20 protein-coding genes, 1 pseudogene and 1 riboswitch are annotated in these 18,613 nt (G+C 40.5%); of the genes and pseudogenes, 8 read left to right on the top strand and 13 right to left on the bottom strand.

What is annotated here, in order from left to right; genetic code table 11:
* Positions 1-218 precede the first annotated feature (218 nt).
* The 3 genes from ACTJJQ_RS13135 to ACTJJQ_RS13125 form a co-directional block, all read right to left on the bottom strand.
* Complete coding sequence (locus tag ACTJJQ_RS13135) at positions 219-635, bottom strand: DUF5301 domain-containing protein (protein WP_213406352.1); 417 nt, start codon at positions 633-635, stop codon at positions 219-221.
* 29 nt (positions 636-664) lie between these two features.
* A complete protein-coding gene (locus ACTJJQ_RS13130; RefSeq protein ID WP_193804024.1) occupies positions 665-1,126 on the bottom strand; it encodes a DUF523 domain-containing protein in 462 nt (153 codons plus the stop codon).
* Between the two features lie 348 nt (positions 1,127-1,474).
* Positions 1,475-1,933, bottom strand: coding sequence for a MarR family transcriptional regulator (locus tag ACTJJQ_RS13125; protein WP_024719151.1), 459 nt, complete (start codon positions 1,931-1,933; stop codon positions 1,475-1,477).
* 207 nt (positions 1,934-2,140) lie between these two features.
* On the opposite strand from ACTJJQ_RS13125, the gene ACTJJQ_RS13120 reads away from it, so the two are divergent.
* Positions 2,141-2,908 carry a GNAT family N-acetyltransferase gene (locus ACTJJQ_RS13120; protein WP_213406349.1) on the top strand — a complete coding sequence of 256 codons (768 nt, stop codon included), beginning with the start codon at positions 2,141-2,143 and terminating at the stop codon, positions 2,906-2,908.
* A 137-nt stretch (positions 2,909-3,045) separates the two neighbouring features.
* Positions 3,046-3,423, top strand: coding sequence for a hotdog domain-containing protein (locus tag ACTJJQ_RS13115; RefSeq protein WP_073415831.1), 378 nt, complete (start codon positions 3,046-3,048; stop codon positions 3,421-3,423).
* Positions 3,424-3,476: 53 nt separating this feature from the next.
* On the opposite strand, the gene ACTJJQ_RS13110 is transcribed toward ACTJJQ_RS13115, so the two are convergent.
* A complete protein-coding gene (locus ACTJJQ_RS13110) occupies positions 3,477-4,649 on the bottom strand; it encodes an MFS transporter (protein ID WP_242731457.1) in 1,173 nt (390 codons plus the stop codon).
* 77 nt (positions 4,650-4,726) lie between these two features.
* Positions 4,727-4,826, bottom strand: a riboswitch (purine riboswitch).
* A 401-nt stretch (positions 4,827-5,227) separates the two neighbouring features.
* Here ACTJJQ_RS13110 and proS point away from each other — a divergent pair.
* Together proS and ACTJJQ_RS13100 are read left to right on the top strand one after the other, a co-directional pair.
* Complete coding sequence (proS, locus tag ACTJJQ_RS13105; RefSeq protein ID WP_242731455.1) at positions 5,228-6,661, top strand: proline--tRNA ligase; 1,434 nt, start codon at positions 5,228-5,230, stop codon at positions 6,659-6,661.
* A 308-nt stretch (positions 6,662-6,969) separates the two neighbouring features.
* Positions 6,970-7,146, top strand: coding sequence for a hypothetical protein (locus ACTJJQ_RS13100; protein WP_017358723.1), 177 nt, complete (start codon positions 6,970-6,972; stop codon positions 7,144-7,146).
* Between the two features lie 52 nt (positions 7,147-7,198).
* Here ACTJJQ_RS13100 and ACTJJQ_RS13095 read toward each other — a convergent pair whose 3' ends face one another.
* From ACTJJQ_RS13095 to ACTJJQ_RS13065, 7 genes are all read right to left on the bottom strand, one after another.
* Positions 7,199-7,975, bottom strand: a complete 777-nt coding sequence (locus ACTJJQ_RS13095) for a sulfite exporter TauE/SafE family protein (protein WP_058214104.1) — start codon at positions 7,973-7,975, stop codon at positions 7,199-7,201.
* Between the two features lie 58 nt (positions 7,976-8,033).
* A complete protein-coding gene (locus tag ACTJJQ_RS13090) occupies positions 8,034-8,264 on the bottom strand; it encodes a sulfurtransferase TusA family protein (RefSeq protein WP_008343881.1) in 231 nt (76 codons plus the stop codon).
* 34 nt (positions 8,265-8,298) lie between these two features.
* On the bottom strand, positions 8,299-9,426 hold the full coding sequence (locus ACTJJQ_RS13085; RefSeq protein ID WP_440600264.1) for an MBL fold metallo-hydrolase: 1,128 nt from the start codon (positions 9,424-9,426) through the stop codon (positions 8,299-8,301).
* A gap of 15 nt (positions 9,427-9,441) precedes the next feature.
* Complete coding sequence (locus ACTJJQ_RS13080) at positions 9,442-9,999, bottom strand: sulfurtransferase TusA family protein (RefSeq protein WP_008343883.1); 558 nt, start codon at positions 9,997-9,999, stop codon at positions 9,442-9,444.
* Between the two features lie 52 nt (positions 10,000-10,051).
* Positions 10,052-10,408 (bottom strand): rhodanese-like domain-containing protein, encoded by a 357-nt coding sequence (locus ACTJJQ_RS13075; RefSeq protein WP_317328506.1) that lies wholly within the window; start codon positions 10,406-10,408, stop codon positions 10,052-10,054.
* A 13-nt stretch (positions 10,409-10,421) separates the two neighbouring features.
* Positions 10,422-10,904, bottom strand: coding sequence for a DsrE/DsrF/DrsH-like family protein (locus ACTJJQ_RS13070; RefSeq protein ID WP_317328505.1), 483 nt, complete (start codon positions 10,902-10,904; stop codon positions 10,422-10,424).
* Between the two features lie 125 nt (positions 10,905-11,029).
* The gene (locus ACTJJQ_RS13065; RefSeq protein WP_003217059.1) at positions 11,030-11,290 is read right to left on the bottom strand and encodes a metal-sensitive transcriptional regulator; all 261 of its coding nucleotides are present in this window, start codon (positions 11,288-11,290) and stop codon (positions 11,030-11,032) included.
* 404 nt (positions 11,291-11,694) lie between these two features.
* Between ACTJJQ_RS13065 and ACTJJQ_RS13060 the strand changes: the two genes are divergently transcribed.
* Positions 11,695-12,477, top strand: a complete 783-nt coding sequence (locus ACTJJQ_RS13060) for a hypothetical protein (RefSeq protein ID WP_224562944.1) — start codon at positions 11,695-11,697, stop codon at positions 12,475-12,477.
* Between the two features lie 241 nt (positions 12,478-12,718).
* Positions 12,719-12,843: pseudogene (locus ACTJJQ_RS13055) on the top strand (DUF255 domain-containing protein); the annotation flags it as partial.
* A gap of 68 nt (positions 12,844-12,911) precedes the next feature.
* Here ACTJJQ_RS13055 and ACTJJQ_RS13050 read toward each other — a convergent pair.
* On the bottom strand, positions 12,912-13,748 hold the full coding sequence (locus tag ACTJJQ_RS13050) for a helix-turn-helix transcriptional regulator (protein WP_008359338.1): 837 nt from the start codon (positions 13,746-13,748) through the stop codon (positions 12,912-12,914).
* A 103-nt stretch (positions 13,749-13,851) separates the two neighbouring features.
* On the opposite strand from ACTJJQ_RS13050, the gene fabF reads away from it, so the two are divergent.
* Positions 13,852-15,084 (top strand): beta-ketoacyl-ACP synthase II, encoded by a 1,233-nt coding sequence (gene fabF, locus ACTJJQ_RS13045; RefSeq protein WP_326111531.1) that lies wholly within the window; start codon positions 13,852-13,854, stop codon positions 15,082-15,084.
* A 354-nt stretch (positions 15,085-15,438) separates the two neighbouring features.
* On the opposite strand, the gene ACTJJQ_RS13040 is transcribed toward fabF, so the two are convergent.
* Positions 15,439-15,894: a stage III sporulation protein AH gene (locus tag ACTJJQ_RS13040; protein ID WP_146271288.1), complete on the bottom strand. Its 456-nt coding sequence runs from the start codon at positions 15,892-15,894 to the stop codon at positions 15,439-15,441.
* A 568-nt stretch (positions 15,895-16,462) separates the two neighbouring features.
* On the opposite strand from ACTJJQ_RS13040, the gene ACTJJQ_RS13035 reads away from it, so the two are divergent.
* A complete protein-coding gene (locus ACTJJQ_RS13035) occupies positions 16,463-18,526 on the top strand; it encodes a thioredoxin domain-containing protein (RefSeq protein WP_440600263.1) in 2,064 nt (687 codons plus the stop codon).
* Positions 18,527-18,613: the final 87 nt, after the last annotated feature.

Below are 18,613 nucleotides of genomic sequence, written 5' to 3'. Positions count from 1 at the left end.
TCATAGACTGAATGATCTCAGATAGTTGACAAAGGGCTAAAATGAACTTGATTTTAGCCCTTTGTCTTCTTTTCAGCGTGATAGAAAACCTTTGCAGCCCTAGGAAGGACGAGTACCGGCGCGGAGCGAATTTGACATTCGTGAGCACCGGCACGCAGGACTGACAAAGAATGCGAGGGTTTGTCTACACGCTGAAACCATTCATAGACTGAATGATCTTATTTGATGTATTGTCCCATATCGACTTGATTTGCATCAACGATTTGGTATTCACTGATTCGATTTTTTGTTTTAGAACCATCATACGTCTCTAAAAAGCTTTGGTCATAAAAAGTCAGACCATACATTTGCTTTTCGTTCTCGTACACTCTGATCCAATAAGATTCTTTTGTTTCTTTTTTAGATCCAGTTAACTTCTTTAATTGAATACCCGAAAATTTCTTCAGCAGCTTTTGAATATCCTCTTTCTTGTCCACCACAACGCGCTCATCATCATGCTCAATTTGAATGGAAGTCACTTTATCTTTATCAATCGAGACCACATCATCAAAAGCATATGTTTTGGCATTGATCATAAAATAAAGACCTATTCCGATGAAAATAACGACTACTAAACCAATGATCCACTTCTTCAACCTAACTCCTCCTTCAATTCACGCCATCCCTATACAAACAGCGAGGTCCAATCATCCTCCTCAGAGAATACTTGAATCCCATGCTGTTTCAGCAAGGCAGACGTCACACCGTCCCCACCCTTTGTTTTCCCGTTAAACTCTCCCCGATAGATCATCCGGCTTCCGCAAGAAGGGCTGTACTCTTTTAACACGACGGATGTTGCGCCAAGAGTCTGAACCTGCTTAAGCGTGTCTTGTGCACCATTTACATACATCTCTGTCACATCTGTTCCATGAACATCAACAACAGAAGCCTGCCCCCGTAAGACATCATGACCATCTCCACCAATAATTTCAGCGGGAGGTCTTGGTGTAGAGAAACCGCCAAGCAGCTCAGGGCAAACTGTTACCGCCTTTCCTTCCTGCACAAGCTCCTCGATACGTTGATCTAATCGATGGCTGCCATTATAACGGACCTTTAATCCCGCAAGACAAGCGCTAACAACGATCATGTATGTTCCTCATTTCTATGTATTGAACGTTTTTTGCTGACTTTAAAATAAATCCATAAAGGCAAACAGAGTATCGTGTACATCAGAAAGGGCAGAGCACAATACAAAATAGCTGCCCAAATGGACCCTTCAACTCCTGTGATCCCAAAAAAATAAACAAATAATAGCAAGCTGACAAACAATCCGACGAACGGCATGATAAAAATAGATTTTTTAAAATTCTCCATCATCTCTTTCACCAACACGGCTCCCTCCCTCAAACATCATCACGAATAACGTCAATATATGTTAATTTTACCATAAAAAAACCGAAAGCATCTAGTTTATAGAAAGCTTTCGGTCCGTTATTTATATCTTTTCCTTCCAAGCCTTTAAGAAGCGCTCAATAACCTGTAGCTCGTCTTCATTAAATTCATGGAGGAATTCTAAATAGGAGGAGACTGCCTGTTCATGAAGCTCATCATGCAGTGCCGCAAGCTGTGTGCCTTCCTCTGTGAGTGAATAATAGACGGATTTCTTGTCACCTTGCCGGTGGCAATAGTCGACCATGCCTTTTTCGATGAGCTTTTTCACAGCCTTTGTAATAGCTGGTTTTGATAGTTTTAGTTGTTGTGAAAGAAATGTATTATTGGATTCATTAGGGTTTGCTTGAATCATAGATAAAATATGAAGCTGTGTAAGTGTCCAATCTTGCTTGAGTGTATCAGTCGTGGTAATCAGTGGATCTGTTGGATCGTTCCGTTTCTTTTCCCTATGCATAATCAAATCTTGAATCGCTTTTAAGACAATCTGCTCGTTTGTTTCCATCTGAACCTCCACTCTTAACTGGTTAATAAAATGGTACTAATAATCAATAAAGGAGTCAAAAGAAATGTGGGGATGAGGAAAAGAATGGGTCATCAGACCTGATAAATAAGAGAACTTTTTTACTAGATTACAAGAGACAGCACAATTTCCTTTTCTTTGCTATTATTTATGATAGGTAACCCTCAATCAAAAAAAGAAGGTGAGAGAATGAAAACAGAGCAGCAAATGGCCATTCGGCAGTTAGAAGAAAAAATAAATTTGTTTTCTTCTGTTGTAAACGGATCGTTCCTATCAACGGAAGATTTCGTTCTATCAAACACGCATATATCAACTGACACGTTCAATTTGTTATTACCCATTTCAGCGCACATACAAGATCAACAAAAAGTGGAAGCTGCCATCGAACAAATGCAGCAACAGCAGCTAGCATTCAGCACATGGATCACTCAAAGCCTGCTCCACCCCGATTGGTCGAATATCATGCAGAAATATGGGCTTCAAGAAGTGGAACGCAATACCATCATGATGCTTGAACATACAAACGACATCGATCAAAGGACCTCTCAATCGCTTACGATCAAGGAAGTGACTGACGATCAAACCTTTCTCGATTATCAACATTTATTTATCGAACTTTTCGAAGGATCACCTGAGGCAATCGCTTTAAACAGCTATTTCCAGCGCTTTTCGATTGAACGATTACACCCGAGTACCCGCATGTTCGTTGGATATGAACACAACAAACCGGTCACAACGGGCTTATTGATTGAAACAGCAGACAGCTACGGTATTTATGATGTCATCACAAAGGCAGAACACCGCGGAAGAGGACTTGGCAGTGACATGTTTCATTACCTTCTGACCCAAACAGATAACAAACAAAAGTGTGTGATGTTACAAGCCTCAAATGACGGCAAACATATCTATCAGCGTGCCGGATTTCAACCAATTGGAGAAATGGTTGTTTTTGAATAGAAGATGACATTTTTCCTGACTTATCGAGGGTAAAGAAAGGCATCCTGTCTCTTCTTTGCCTCTAACATCTCATCACAAAAATGAATGTACATTCATTCACTCCTTTGGTACATTTAAAAAAAGGAGCTGAAGAACAAATGGTTCGACCAGGCGATCAATTTCAAACAAGCAAAACCTATACGCATGAAGATGTGATTCAATTTGGCGAGATGACAGGTGATCTTGGCAAACATCATACCGAGCTAGATGATCAAGGCAGGCTCATGGTACACGGTTTTCTCACAGCAAGTCTAGCCACGAAGCTTGGTGGTCAGTTTCATTTTATCGGTCAAGAGATGACATGTACCTTCATACGCCCTGTTTATACAGGTGACACCATTACCTGTCAGATGGCCGTCACCAAGGTAGAACCCCTTGAAAAATACCATCGTGTCCACCTTTTTTCCCGTTATATCAATCAGCATGGAGAAGAAGTCATTACTGGTAAAAGTGAAGGTGTGGTTTTAAAAAAATAAAAAGCTGCCTATGATGAGGCAGCTAACTAACACGAAAATGTTCTTATTCTCTTCTATTCAGCCTGATGCTGACGATCCATATAAAGCGGCGGTCTCTTTAATGAAATCACTGCACAGCTAAAGGCAATCAGCACAAAAATAGCGCCGAATTTAGCCAAGTCAACGGATGAACCAGTCATTGTAAACATGACGCCGCCCACGGCTGATCCAATGGAAATCCCAATTTGCAAAGCGGATGTATTCAAACTCTGCTGAATATCAGACGTCACAGGGTCTGTTTGAATCAAATAGCTCTGCAAAGCAGGTGTCAGTGCCCAGCTAAGAGCACCCCATAGGACAACCATCACCATAAAGAGCATAAACACTCCCGCTGTATAAGGAAGGATAAACATCACAATGGCAAACGCCATGGTCACAAGCAAAATGGCTTTTCCTGATCCTAGTTTGTCACTCAGCCAGCCGCCAAACCCATTCCCGCCAATCGACGCAAGCCCGAAGACCAAATAACAAATACTAATCCAAAACGGAGTCATACGCAGAACTTCCATCAGAAATGGCGTGAAATAAGAATACAGCATATAATGACCAGCAAGCATGAACAAACTAATCAAATGTGCACTGAAAATTTTCGGATGCCCTAAAGAACGAATTTGTTCTTTAAGCGGTGTGACTTTTTCAACAGGCATTTTCTCCAATAGAAAATAAATGAGTACCATGGATATGGCTGACAGAATACTGATTCCTAAAAACATCACTCTCCAGCCAAAGCTCTCTGTAATAAAAATACCGATCGGTACACCGAGAACAAGTGATGAGCTAATCCCAATAAAAATCAGACCTAATGCTTTCGCTCGATGCGCCGGTTCCACCAGCTTGGCCGTAATCGTCAATGATAGCACCACAACAAGCGCTGTACTCATGGCAATCAAGACCCTAGAGATCATGACAAGGGCAAAGGTGGAACTAAAATATGTGAATACATTGCCTAATGTAAAGACCAATAATGCGATTAAATACAGACGCTTTCGTTCGATTTTGGCTGTGACGGTCAGTAGCACCGGTGCTGAAATAGCATACACAATCGCAAATACCGTGATCAGCTGCCCAGCTGTCGCAAGAGACACATTGAGATCCTCTGCTAAACTTGGCAAAATGCCTCCGACCACAAGCTCAACTAATCCAACCGCAAAAGTAGAAACAGCTAATAAATAAACTCTCCAGTTCATGTCTAACATCCCTTCTCTATATCATGGCTTTCACTTTTGATACAGGGTGCAGACAAACAAAAAAACCCTGATTACAAAAAAGGAAAGCGCGCTTTTGTAATCAGGATTTATCGGATCCTGGTAGAAACCCTCAAACCATATTATTGAGGTTATACAAGTCTATTTTTTTCTTCAAATATATTAGCATAGCCTTCCATAACGTGCAAGCTGCAAAAATAGAAAATGTTTGCCAATGGCTCTTCGACATAAACGACCTCAGAAAGGCATGAAATGAACTTGCGGACCAACTTGCTTTCTCCCCCATTTACAGGTAAACTGATGAAAAATCAACGAACAAGGATCAACGTAGATCTGGAATAGTAGCTTGAATTGACCTTTAACAGAGAGGGAACGGTGCTGAGAAGTTCCTACTGACATCTTCAAGTGAACCTGCCGATTTAGTTCTGTTTCATACAGCGGTTCATACCGTTATCATGATCGAGTGTAAAGCTGTGCTTTAAATTAGGGTGGTACCACCAGGAATGGTCCCTAACTTAAAGCACAGCTTTTTTGTTTTTTTTAAAAGGAGGAAAAAGACGATGTCAAAGAAACAATTTGTTGAGAAAATTACAAGCATGGAAGACGACTTTGCCCAGTGGTATACAGATGTTGTCACAAAGGCGCGTCTCGTCGATTATTCAAGCGTTAGAGGCAGTATGATCATTCAGCCATACGGTTTTAAAATTTGGGAGAATATTCGCGACGAACTTGATCGTCAAATTAAAGAAACGGGTCACGAGAATGTCTATATGCCGCTCTTTATCCCAGAAAGCCTTCTCCAGCAGGAAAAAGATCATATCGAAGGCTTTGCTCCTGAAGTGGCGTGGGTGACACATGGCGGTGATTCGGAATTACAGGAAAGACTCTGCGTCAGACCAACATCCGAGGTGCTGTTCGCCGAGCATTATAAAAACATCATTCATTCCTATCGTGATTTACCGAAGCTATATAACCAATGGGCCAATGTCGTCCGCTGGGAAAAGACAACACGTCCATTCCTTAGAACCCTTGAATTCCTCTGGCAGGAAGGGCACACTTGTCATGAGACAGAGCAAGAAGCGATTGAAGAAACAGAAAAAATGCTCCATGTCTATGCGTCTATTTGTGAAGAGCTTCTAGCGATCCCTGTCATTAAAGGAAGAAAAACAGAGAAAGAAAAATTCGCTGGCGCCCGCTTCACCTATACGGTTGAAAGCTTGATGCATGACGGAAAAGCCCTGCAAACCGCCACTTCTCACTTCTTCGGCAACGGATTTGCCAAGGCATTTGGCATTGAATTTTTAAATCGAGAAGGAAAATTAGAGCATGTCCAGCAAACATCATGGGGCTTCACTACAAGAATCATTGGCGCTATGATCATGGTGCATGGCGATGACAGAGGACTAGTCCTGCCGCCAAACATTGCGCCAACCCAAGTACGTGTTGTGCCAATTGCTTCCCATAAAGAAGGTGTCCTCGATCATGCCTATGAATTAAAGGATCGACTCGCCCGCATCGCACGCGCTGACATCGATGCAAGTGATAAACAGCCAGGCTGGAAATTCAACGAATGTGAAATGCAGGGCATCCCTTTACGTGTAGAAGTGGGACCAAAGGATATGGAAAAAGGCCAGATCATGCTCGCAAGACGAGACACAGGTGAAAAGCAAGCCGTCACGTTAGATGCACTCGAACAAACCATCACGGCCACGCTTGAAGACATTCAACAGACGATGTACGAAAAAGCAAAAGATCGATTACATGAAAAAACATCAAACGCCCACACAATCGAAGACATCGAGCAGCTTCTTGCCGAAGAAAACAGGTTGATCAAAGCCATGTGGTGCGGCGATGAAGACTGTGAAAACGACATCAAAGAGAGAACAGGGGCGACATCACGCTGTATCCCGTTTGAACAAGAATCCGTTTCTGACACATGTGTCTGCTGCGGGAAACCTGCTTCTGATATGGTGTTCTGGGCAAAAGCCTACTAATGATGCTTCTGATTGTTGACAAAGGGCTAAAATGAACTTTATTTTAGCCCTTTGTCTTCTTTTCAGCGTGATAGAAAAACTTTGCAACCTAGGAAGGACGAGTACTGGCAGAGCGAATTTGACATTCGCAAGCACCAACACGCAGGACTGACAAAGAATGCGAGGGTTTGTCTACACGCTGAAACATCTTATACGATGCTTCTTTTTTTGTTAAAAAGAGCCAAATATCCATTGACCTCATTCACACAATCCCCTATAATTCATATTAATATAATCGGTTTTCAAGACTTTAACTGGAGTGGTGATCTATGAAGCGTTGGCTCTCAATTTTTAACGAACGCTGTCCAAAATGTAAAACAGCATTAGATGTCTCGAAGTCCAATGCCTTGCAAGGCAAAGTCGTGAAAACATGCCCCAATCTTCATTATCAAAAAGAGTACCACCCTGCACTTGAAACGTATATCGAGCACGATGACATGAAATAAAAAAGACCAACACATGGAAAAGAGCCCTTGCTCTCAGTTGTTGGTCTTTTTCTTATAATAAATCCACCCAGATTTTGATCGCTGTAGCTGTAATCATCACGGCAAGCGCCCATTGCAAATAAACGGCATTGATTTTCTGACCAATTTTCGCCCCAATCGGCGCAGCAATCAGACTGGCCGCCATTAAGACAAGAGCAGGCATGAACATGACTTGACCAGTCAGCACTTTCCCAGCCGATGCGCCGATTGCAGAGAGAAACGTAATCGCCAGAGACGAGGCAATCGTCATCCGCACAGGGATTTTGAGAATCGATAGCATCACCGGCACTAAAATAAAGGCACCGCCTGCACCTAATACACCCGATACACTTCCGATCACAAAGGCAATACCAGCCGCCAGTCCTTTATGAAAAGTCACCTCTCCATCCGCTTCTGCCTGCTGACCTTTTTTCGGAACAAGCATTAAAATGACAGCGACAATGGCAAGCAGACCATAGACTACATTGATGCCTTTCTCTGGAAGGAAATGTGATAAATAGCTGCCTAATAAACTCCCTGCCAATATACTGCTCCCCATATATAAAATCAATGGTCGATGTAAAAATCCGCTTTTTCGATACGCCAGCACACCGCCGAGTGTCGAAAATAGTACTTGAATGGCACCAATCCCTGAAACCTCGTGTGCCGATAATGCCATCACTCCGACAAGAGGCGGGATATAAAGCAGCATGGGATAGTTGATCACCGACCCTCCTATTCCGACCATTCCTGATAAGAAGGAACCAATAAATCCGATGATAAATAAAGTAATGAAAAATGCAAAATCCACGCTGGTCTCCTCCTTTGCAAAAGGAAAAGGGGCTCCCTCATAGATACCCCTCTCCCCTTTAGGACCCTTTTCTCACCCAGAACTTCAGCACATGTCCTTCATCCGTCTGTGTGATCAATTCATGTCCGCTTGACTTAGCCCATGCAGCCAAATCAGCTTTAGCTCCTTTATCTGTTGCATGTATTTCTAATACTTGACCTTCTGCCAAGTCGTTCATTTTTTTCTTCGTCCGAATAATTGGCATCGGGCATGCAAGCCCGGTTACGTCTAAAATGTGATCTGATGTCATCTGATCATCCCTCGCTTCTTTATTTTATTGAACATTATCGAATCGCACAACGGTTTGGACCAATTTCCATGTCTCGCTGTGCTTCCTCGTCTGGATGCAGCTTCCCCATATTGGTAGACCGAATGTCTTGATAAGCGTTTGGCTGTGCAGGGAGATCCTGCGTGACCATTTGTCTAAATACGTCTTCATCTTCAATGTTCAGCCCGTGATTTTCTTCAAACAAAGCGCCTAGCTCCTTCCAAACGCTGCCGTCTTCATTAAGCTCATCCACGATCATATAATGTGCAGGCAGCACAATCAATTCTGCCGAAAGCGCCGTATATCGTGTATAAAGGGTTTCCCTCAAATCACCTACCCAGTCCTCCGCCATACCGGCTAGATCAGGTCTTCCGATCGAATCAATGAACAAAATATCACCTGAAAGGAGGTAACGGCCGTCTACAATAAAAGAGGTTGAACCAATCGTATGGCCCGGTGAATAAAGGGCATGAATATCAATATCCGCCGCTCCAATCGTCACACGCTGTCCTTCTTCAAGGTGATTGTACGCAAATGTCACCTCTTCGGCGTCTTTTGGCGGCAGCCAGTAGATAGCGCCAGTCTGTTCAGACAGCTTTTTCCCGCCAGATATATGGTCCGCATGAAGGTGCGTATCAAACACATGCGTCACTGTGACTTGATGTTTTTTAGCAAATTGCGTATAGATCTCCGTCATTCTAGCCGCATCAATAATCGCAGCTTCCCCATTCGACATGATCATATAGGACAAGCACCCCTTGCCCATTCGCACAAATTGGTACAACTCTCCACCGCCAGTTAAATCACCGATCTTCACTGGCTCTAAATGCTCACTCCATGCCTTCATGCCGCCTTGCAAATAATGGACCGTTCTGCCTGCCTCTGACAGCATCTCTGCCACCATAATAGAGGAGCCCTCTTTCGCACAAACGACCAGTACATCTAGGTCATCCGGTATGTTCTTCACCATATCCTCTACGCCATCAAGAAGCTCAAAGTAAGGCACATTTAAATATTCAACGGCTTTCCCTTCAATTTTCCAGTCCTGCACATCTGATTCGTTTCGTACATCCAACAAAAAGATCGGCTCTTTGTTGATGATCTTTTTTGTTAACTGTTCTGCTGTCATTGCTTTTACAGTCATCGTTTCATTCACCTCCTATTTTTCAATCTCTCCTGTCCAGCTGTTCATGCCTGGCACTACATTGATCAATTGATGGAATCCTTTTTCTTTTAACTTTTGTGCGGCTAATTCACTTCTTCTGCCTGAATGACAGATGAGGTAAATGAGCGTCTCTCGGTTCAATTCTTCAGCACGTTGTTCCACCTCGCCAAGAGGGATGTGAACAGCTCCTGGAATATGACCCGCTTCGTATTCATCTGGCTCTCGTACATCTAAAATAAACAATGACTGATCTTCTTTTACCTTCTGTTGAAACATGTTCAACGACATTTCCGAAATCATTGACTGCTCTTCCTGTTTCGCTCCGCCTTTACGAATCAAATGATGAAGCACCTGTCCTTCTACTTTTGTTCCTAAAAATTCATGACCGGCGCTTTTTGACCAAGCTGCTAAATCCGCTGTAGACCCTTTATCGGTTGCTTGCACTTCAAGCACATCTCCTGGCAAGAGCTCATTCATTTGTTTTTTCGTTTTGACAATGGGCATTGGGCATGCCAATCCTTTTGCATCTAGAATTGCTGTTGGTTGCTGCATTGTTTTTCCTCCTTTTATAGGGGTGGGGGTATATTTCAAAGTCTATTTATACCTATAATCGCCAAGCATTCATGCCACCCTTGATATTCGTAATGTGGGTAAATCCCTGTTTTTTTAACAATTTAGCCGCCTGCATACTTCTCATCCCGCTCTGGCAGATCACATACACTTCTTTGTCTTTCTCAAGCTCATGCGCTCGTTCCTTTAACTGGAATAAGGGGATATTTTGAAAGCCTTTTATATGATTTGTTTGAAATTCAAAAGGTGATCGCACGTCTATCAGCTGTTGATGCCGACTATGCAATTTAGGTTTCAGATGAGCTGCGTCCATTTGTTTCACACCCCGTACGGGAAGAAAACGGCTCACAAGCAAAGCGATCACAATAATGAGCAAAAGCATTTGAATCATGTATGGACACCCCCTAGATAAATAAGTTCACATTCCCGATTTCTGCCTCTGCTAAATACGCTGCCACACCGGCATATTGAATGTCAGCTAATAATTCACTCTCCTGCAGCCCTAAGAGATCCATCGTCATCGTACATGCCACGAGGTTGATCTCTTGTTCCTTCGCCATATCAATGAGCTGCGGCAGGGTCATGGCATTGTGTTTGTTGATCACATGCTTGATCATCTTCGGTCCCATTCCTGCAAAATTCATCTTTGACAGCCCCATTCGATCAGCGCCGCGCGGCATCATTTTGCCAAACATTTTTTCTAAAAATCCCTTCTTCAGTGGCACCATCTCTTCCTTACGCAACGCATTCAGCCCCCAAAAAGTATGAAAAATAGTCACCTCGTGATCATAAGCTGCTGCGCCATTTGCAATAATATAAGCGGCCATCGCTTTATCATAATCTCCACTAAATAAAACAATTGTCGTTCGTTTTTTTTGTTCTTCCATCATGATCCTCCTTATCTTAATTACCCATGGGGGTATATAGAAAGCAAAAAATATATACACATACCGGTAAGGGTATATTATAACAAGTAAAAAAATTCGTCAACCTCCAAAGGCTGAGGAATTTCTTACCGGCTTTTCACCAAGAGCTCAACCGCTTCTTTGACAAGCCCCTCTGTATCCTTGCCCTGCTCAAGACTTTCACGGACACATTGCTCAAGATTTGTACTCACAATCACACCCATCGCCCGATCAATGGCATTGCGTGATGCAGACAGCTGCGTCACCACCTCACGGCAATCCTTTCCCTGCTCCATCATCGCAAGAACCCCTTTAATCTGTCCCTCAATCCGGCGAAGACGATTCTTCATCTGCTGATTATACTCCACGTTTAACACTCCTTTCTCTTTTCCCTATGATCAGATAGTATACCCTGATAGGTATTTAGTCAAACATGATGAATTAGTATAAAAGGCTAATGAGATAATTATCCCAGCAACTCTACTCATTACGCACTAGCTTCTTTCATAGAGTATATATTCACCTTATAAATAGAATAAAGAGCGAAACACACTATATGAAATAAAAATGAGATTAGGTTCACGTTATTGCTCTATAATATAGAAAATGGGTAGTTAAAATACGCTTTTATGGTATAATTTTACTTTGATAGGGTTAATAAAAGTTGCGACAAAATGAAGAGTCGTAAAAGGCATCTGATGATTGCTAATATGTAAATAACTTTTTCTATCCAAAAAGGAACCGAAATAATTAACAAAAAATAGGTGATGTTGTGGATAATTTTTTTGAACAATTAGATCTTAAAACAATTATAACAATCTTTGCTGGATTTGGCGCTGCTTCTACAGCCCAATTATTTTCACATCATTTCTCCCGAAAAAGGGAAGATATAAAATATCATAAAGAATCTCTTCAGAATTTATACTCTCCTGTAATATTTGAAATAGAGAACTATATAATTGGGGAGTTTGTACATGCTAGAAATATTGAGATAAAACCATTAGAGTTATTATGGTTGCAATCAAAGAATCCAAAAAAGATTTTCAGAATGATATTAGAAAAAATAGGTTCTAATTTACAGTATGCAAAACCAGAATTAATCATGGATTATTTCAATCTGATTAATAAAGAACCAGATACTATCTATAAAAAGACAATTGATAAAGAGATAGCTCTTTGCAATACATTGTTATTAGACTATGTTCAGCTTTGCAAAAAACTTAAAATTAATTCTTATAAAGTAGACAAGTACATACAAGGACCCCTTATGTTTACTCAACTATATGAACTTTTAGGGCATACAGATCATTTTAATGCACAAGAGTTACTTATAAAACATTATTTTGAAGTTAGAGGTTTAGGATATGTTTATTTCAAAAAAATTATTAGGCTTAATCACCAATTCAAAAAAAATTTCACAATAGATAACTATTATAATGCAAAAAATAAATCGAACGAATTATTTACACAAATAGGTCAAAAACTTGGTTCAAAATCGGATTGGTGGTTCTCTGCAATCTCTAATCCATATGGATATCCAGATGATATCTCATGAAAAATAGATACCAGTTTATAATGTAAAATGTTTTTTGTTCTTGAGTATTAAAGCCTATTGTTAATTTATCAAATCTGATTATGCATCTATAATTTTGACATGCTTCAAAATATAAATGGCTCTTTTTTTAATAGTGAAATTTTACGTTTATTTTGAGTGAACGTTTTCCAACTCTTTCTTGGAATAAAATAATAATCAGAAAGAAGGTGACCCATACCAAACAACTAATCCCAATCCACTCATCAATGAAAATTCAACATACTTCCTTCAACACGCTCACAAACAGTTCACTGATAACCGTGGGAGCAGCCCTTTGACAAAGCCAAACGTGAAAATAAACCCGTGCTCATCAGCATCGGTTATGCCCACTTCTCACTGACGGCATAGGATCCCTTTTATATTTAATGGCCATAATAACCTCATCCAAACGAAACCTACCCTTCAATTAAACGTTTTAACTTAAGCTCCGTTTCAGTATCCTCAACTGGAGTATAGACACTGCATCTTAAATCAGTATCCCCGTACACTTGTAATGAAGTGAGATTAAACAACATTTTCCCTACCTTGGCATGACGAAATTCAATTAATACTTCAGGTGCATAACTGATCTCATTTTCATTCCATATTTTACGAAACTCAGGATATGCCTGCTCCATTTCTTCTATAAATTGCTCATACCAGTCATCCGCCACATACTGTCCATAATACGTTCTAAATATGGCGATATATCCTCTTACAAAATGCTCCCAATTTACGGCTAAACTTTTAAATTCCTTTCTTGCGAATAGTAAGCGGATGATATTCCTTTCTGCCGGGATGATTTGTTCAAAGTCCAAAAATACATTAGCTGCTGCTTGATTCCACCCAACAATCTGACTTCTTCTATCAGATATAATCGTTGGGCAATAACGAAGTTCCTGCAAAATTTTCACTAAAGCCGGACTGATTTCCTTCTCATTCTCAATGATATAGGATTGTTTCACACCTTCCTCTAACGCTAAAGCGTACAAATATCTCCTTTCATCGTTATTTAATTGTAATGCACTAGAAATCGCATCTAATACCGAAGTAGATACTTTTATATCTCTGCCTTGTTCTAACCATGTATACCAAGTAAGACTCACACCGGCTAGTTGAGCCACTTCTTCTCTTCTGAGCCCTGGTGTTCTTCTGCGGGTTCCTACAGGTAAACCAACCATTTGAGGTGTAATTTTGGAACGTTGGTTCTTTAGAAATTCTGATAATGCTTGAAGTCTTGTTTCAGGTTTCAATATGATCACCCTTTAAAATATTATTCATTATACTAGGATAAACAACAACTTGTAATAGGATAACACAATGGCTAAAGTTAATAAAAACAAGGAGGGAATGATCATGAAAAGAGTTGTCATTACTGGAATGGGAGTTATTTCTCCACTTGGAAATGATATAGATAGCTTTTGGAATCAACTCATGAAAGGACAATCGGGAATATCTCTCATTGATTCTTTTGATACGACTGATTATAAAACAAAAATAGCTGGAATCGTTCGTGATTTCGATGCAGATGAAATATTAGGGAGAAAAGAAGCAAAACGATTAGATCGTTTTAGTCAGTTTGCCTTAGCAGCAGCCGAACAAGCATTAGAACATTCACAATTACAGTTAGATCAAGTAGATCTTGAACGTTTAGGCGTATATGTTGGATCAGGAATCGGGGGCATACAATCGCTTGTTGATAATGTGAATGTATTAGATAAACGAGGTCCATCGAGAGTAAGCCCTAGCCTTGTCCCCATGATGATTTCAAATGCAGCTGCGGCCCAAATCAGCATCAAATTAGGCGCACAAGGGCCATCATTGTCACCAGTCACAGCTTGTTCTATTGGGAACACTTCTATTGGTGAAGCTTTCAATGCGATCCGAAATGATGAAGCAGATATTATATTTGCCGGTGGAGCAGAAGCTGCCGTCAACCAGATATCTTTGGCTAGTTTTGGAAACGCACATGCACTGTCTACTAGAAACCAAGACCCAAGTCGAGCTAGCCGTCCATTCGATACAGATAGAGATGGCTTTGTTATGAGTGAAGGCGCAGGTATCTTAGTATTAGAATCATTAGACAACGCAATTCTTAGAGATGCGCCGATATTATGTGAAGTAGTGGGATACGGGGCTAGTTCAGATGCACATCATATGGTCGCTTCACACCCAGAAGGTAGGGGTGCCTACTTAGCCATGAAGAAAGCATTGAGAAGTGCAGATATATCAACAAGTGAAATCGATGTTATTAGTGCTCATGCAACAAGTACACAAGTAGGTGATCGTTCAGAAGTTCTAGCCATTAAGAAATTATTTGGTGATCGTTCAGGCGAAATTCCAACAACTGCGAACAAGTCAATGACTGGGCACATGTTTGGTGCTGCAGGCGGAGTAGAAGCGATTGCTTTAGTAGAAAGTTTGAGACGAGGAATGATTCCGCCAACTATTAATGTAGAGAAACAAGATCCAGATTGCAATTTAGATGTTGTATTAGAAGCGAGACAGCTTCCATTGAAATATGGGCTATCCAATTCTTTTGGTTTTGGAGGACATAATTCAGCCATCTTGTTAAAACATTACGATTGAAGTAGTGAAAAAGGTGAAATAATGAAATGACAAGGGTTTATAGCTCTTGTTTTTTCATGATGGGAATACCTCACAGACAATTGATCACGGACCTCAGCTATCTGATATATTCATTATATTCCTGTTTAGACGGTTTTGAGGATGAAGATAAGGATGAGAGTTTGGATTTAGTTATTAATTTCAAAACTCAACAATTTGGGAAACATTTAAAGTTCAAATCTTCTATTGGAACACAACAATACATCTTAATTAAGAAATAAATGAGAACGCCCATAACATTTTAAAAGTAAGGAAACTATCTTATTAGCCTCCTTACTTTTATATCAATACACTATTATTGAATACTAAATAGCATTAATCCCATTTTTCCATATGTACTTTTAATTCTGGTATACTTAATATCCTTTGTATCTCTGTATCATTTTCCGTATCTATATAACTTTCTTCTTCATGAGAAGATGTAACCAGCCATTCTTCTCCATTTTTGAAGAAGGACAAGTCTTCTGGTAAATTTGGTTGCTCCCAATCATATAAAGAATTTGCGAATTCTTTTAGAATACTCTTCGCATTTTTATCTGTATAATAGTAATAAACTTTTGCTGTATTGTTTAATAGCATTGTGCTAGCCCATTCTGATTGTTCTTTCATCTCTTTCAATGAACTTTCAAGTTTTTTTAGGAAGGGATCAAAAGATTTTAAAGATCCCATATCTTTTCTTAAAACTAAATGAAACTCATCACAAATGTCGAAAGCCAAATCAATTAATTTGGAGTACTGCTCACCTTTTGGATTTTGATCAATAACTAACATATCTACACCTTCTCATATACCCATTTTTTAGATTTTTTGAATGTATGTTCTTTTATGCTTCTTGAACTCAGATTATGCAACATAAGTAACTCCTGTAATAGTCACCGCTAGACCTATTGAAATTAAATGTGCTAAAAGTGCTTCTCACCAAACGAAGAGATTACTAGAATGAATAGTATATATTTATTTCCAACACCACTTTTAACACATATTTTCATAAAAACACAAAGCTATTATAACAGCTTGTTATTAATGATTAAATACACACAAGATGAATATAGTAATAAATTCCATCTAAAAGGCGTTAATATAGGTTTTCATAATTAATGAAGCGAATAAAAGAATTGAAAACAAATCTATCGAAAGTTAAAATTTCCACAGCAGTCCCTATCAATCTTTAACCTAATTATAGTTTTTTGATTTTTGCTCAGTTTCAAAATAAAGAACTATCGGTTACTATCCTACGTAACTTTTTTGAAGTAGTACTATCTAAATTCAAATGAAATTCCTTAAGCCCATCACCCTTTACACTCAAAAAGATTTGATAAATATGAAAGGAGGAGATTCCATGTCTACTAACAATAAACCCAACAGATTAATCACTGAAAAATCTCCATACCTTCTCCAACATGCTTATAACCCAGTCAACTGGTATCCATGGGGAAAAGAAGCATTTGATAAAGCAAAAAAAGAAAACAAGCCTTTGCTGGTAAGCATCGGCTATGCCACTTGTCACTGGTGCCACGTCATGGCACACGAAAGCTTTGAAGATCAACAAGTCGCTGACATCCTAAACGAGCATTTCATTTCAATCAAAGTCGATCGTGAGGAGCGTCCAGACATTGACTCGATGTATATGTCCGTTTGTCAGATGATGACTGGGCAAGGCGGCTGGCCGCTCAACGTGTTTGTCACGCCTGATCAAAAGCCGTTTTATGCGGGGACTTATTTTCCAAAAAGAAGTGCTTACGGCCGTCCCGGCTTCATTGAAGCACTGACGCAATTGCTGGATGCTTATCACAACGATCGTGATCATATTGAATCATTGGCAGAAAAGGCAACAAATAATCTGCGGATCAAGGCAGCAGGGCAGACAGAAAATACGCTCACTCAGGAGTCGATTCACAAAGCCTATTATCAGCTCATGAGCAGCTTTGATACGCTGTATGGCGGCTTCGGTTCTGCACCTAAATTTCCCGCACCTCATATGCTCACGTTTCTCATGCGTTATTTTGCATGGACAGGGCAAGAAAATGCGTTATATGCTGTCACAAAAACGTTAAACGGCATGGCAAACGGCGGTATTTATGATCATATTGGTTCTGGATTTACTCGGTATTCAACAGATGAAAAATGGCTTGTGCCGCATTTTGAAAAGATGCTGTACGATAACGCCTTGCTGATAGATGCCTACACCGAAGCCTATCAAATCACTCAACATCATGAGTACGAAAAGCTTGTCCAGGACCTCATTCAATTTATCAAACGAGACATGATGAATCGTGATGGCTCTTTTTATTCGGCAATCGATGCCGATTCGGAAGGAAAGGAAGGGCAATATTACGTTTGGACAAAAGAGGAAATCATGACTCATTTAGGTGATGACCTCGGCACTTTATTTTGTGCGGTCTACCACATCACAGAGGAAGGAAATTTTGAAGGACAGAACATCCCTCATACCATTTCCACCTCATTTGATGACATCAAGGCAGCATATTCAATCGACGACCAAACCCTTTATTATAAACTACAATCCGCTCGAAACATCTTACTCACTGTAAGACAGCAGCGACCTGCACCGCTGATCGATGACAAGGTACTCACATCGTGGAATGCGCTGATGATCTCCGCACTTGCCAAAGCAGGGAGTGTCTTTCATGAAAAAGAGGCTATCCGCATAGCAAAACAGGCAATGTCTTTTCTAGAAACACACCTCGTCCAGCAGGAACGGCTCATGGTCCGCTACAGGGAAGGGGACGTAAAGCATCTAGGCTTTATCGAGGATTATGCGCACATGCTCACAGCGTATATGTCTTTATACGAAGCGACCTTTGACCTAGATTGGCTGACAAAAGCCAGAGCCGTTGGTGAAAATATGTTTGAACTATTTTGGGATGAGCAAATCGGGGGCTTTTTCTTCTCAGGCTCAGATGCAGAAGCGCTTATCGTTCGTGAAAAAGAAGTATACGACGGGGCCATGCCGTCTGGTAACAGCACTGCACTCCAACAGCTTCTGAAACTAAGCAGAATGATCGGACGTCAAGACTGGATCGAAACACTAGAGAAGATGTTCAGCGCCTTTTACGTCGATGTCTCTTCCTATCCAAGCGGACATACCGCCTTTTTACAAGGACTATTAAGCCAATATGCCGTAAAACGAGAAATCATTATTCTCGGGAAAAAGGGCGATCCGCAAAAAGAACAGCTTCTACAAGCATTGCAAAAACGATTCATGCCATTTGATCTCATTTTAACTGCCGAAACAGGGCAAGAATTAGCAAGGCTCGCACCTTTTGCAAAAGATTACAAAACGATCAACGACAGCACGACGGTCTATATTTGTGAAAACTACAGCTGCCGCCAGCCGATCACCAATCTCGACGAAGCGATGGATCAATTATTCCAAACTTGAGCTGTCATATGATGACTATGAGAAGACAAAATGAGGACAAACAGATAAAAAACATGTCAATCCGCTAACAATTCGTCTATACGGTTT

This window comes from Bacillus sp. 22483 (genome assembly GCF_052044605.1).
GTDB lineage: Bacteria > Bacillota > Bacilli > Bacillales > Bacillaceae > Bacillus > Bacillus altitudinis.
The sequence above is the reverse complement of the archived record's forward strand: the minus strand, read 5'-3'. Positions and strand labels throughout refer to the sequence as shown.

Coding starts and splice junctions, on each gene's coding strand:
- ACTJJQ_RS13130 (WP_193804024.1), bottom strand. CDS start 1,126: ATGATCGTTGTTAGCGCTTGTCTTGCGGGATTAAAGGTCCGTTATAAT.
- ACTJJQ_RS13125 (WP_024719151.1), bottom strand. CDS start 1,933: ATGGAAACAAACGAGCAGATTGTCTTAAAAGCGATTCAAGATTTGATT.
- ACTJJQ_RS13120 (WP_213406349.1), top strand. CDS start 2,141: ATGAAAACAGAGCAGCAAATGGCCATTCGGCAGTTAGAAGAAAAAATA.
- ACTJJQ_RS13115 (WP_073415831.1), top strand. CDS start 3,046: ATGGTTCGACCAGGCGATCAATTTCAAACAAGCAAAACCTATACGCAT.
- ACTJJQ_RS13110 (WP_242731457.1), bottom strand. CDS start 4,649: ATGAACTGGAGAGTTTATTTATTAGCTGTTTCTACTTTTGCGGTTGGA.
- proS (WP_242731455.1), top strand. CDS start 5,228: ATGTCAAAGAAACAATTTGTTGAGAAAATTACAAGCATGGAAGACGAC.
- ACTJJQ_RS13100 (WP_017358723.1), top strand. CDS start 6,970: ATGAAGCGTTGGCTCTCAATTTTTAACGAACGCTGTCCAAAATGTAAA.
- ACTJJQ_RS13090 (WP_008343881.1), bottom strand. CDS start 8,264: ATGACATCAGATCACATTTTAGACGTAACCGGGCTTGCATGCCCGATG.
- ACTJJQ_RS13085 (WP_440600264.1), bottom strand. CDS start 9,426: ATGACTGTAAAAGCAATGACAGCAGAACAGTTAACAAAAAAGATCATC.
- ACTJJQ_RS13080 (WP_008343883.1), bottom strand. CDS start 9,999: ATGCAGCAACCAACAGCAATTCTAGATGCAAAAGGATTGGCATGCCCA.
- ACTJJQ_RS13075 (WP_317328506.1), bottom strand. CDS start 10,408: ATGATTCAAATGCTTTTGCTCATTATTGTGATCGCTTTGCTTGTGAGC.
- ACTJJQ_RS13070 (WP_317328505.1), bottom strand. CDS start 10,904: ATGGAAGAACAAAAAAAACGAACGACAATTGTTTTATTTAGTGGAGAT.
- fabF (WP_326111531.1), top strand. CDS start 13,852: ATGAAAAGAGTTGTCATTACTGGAATGGGAGTTATTTCTCCACTTGGA.
- ACTJJQ_RS13040 (WP_146271288.1), bottom strand. CDS start 15,894: ATGTTAGTTATTGATCAAAATCCAAAAGGTGAGCAGTACTCCAAATTA.
- ACTJJQ_RS13035 (WP_440600263.1), top strand. CDS start 16,463: ATGTCTACTAACAATAAACCCAACAGATTAATCACTGAAAAATCTCCA.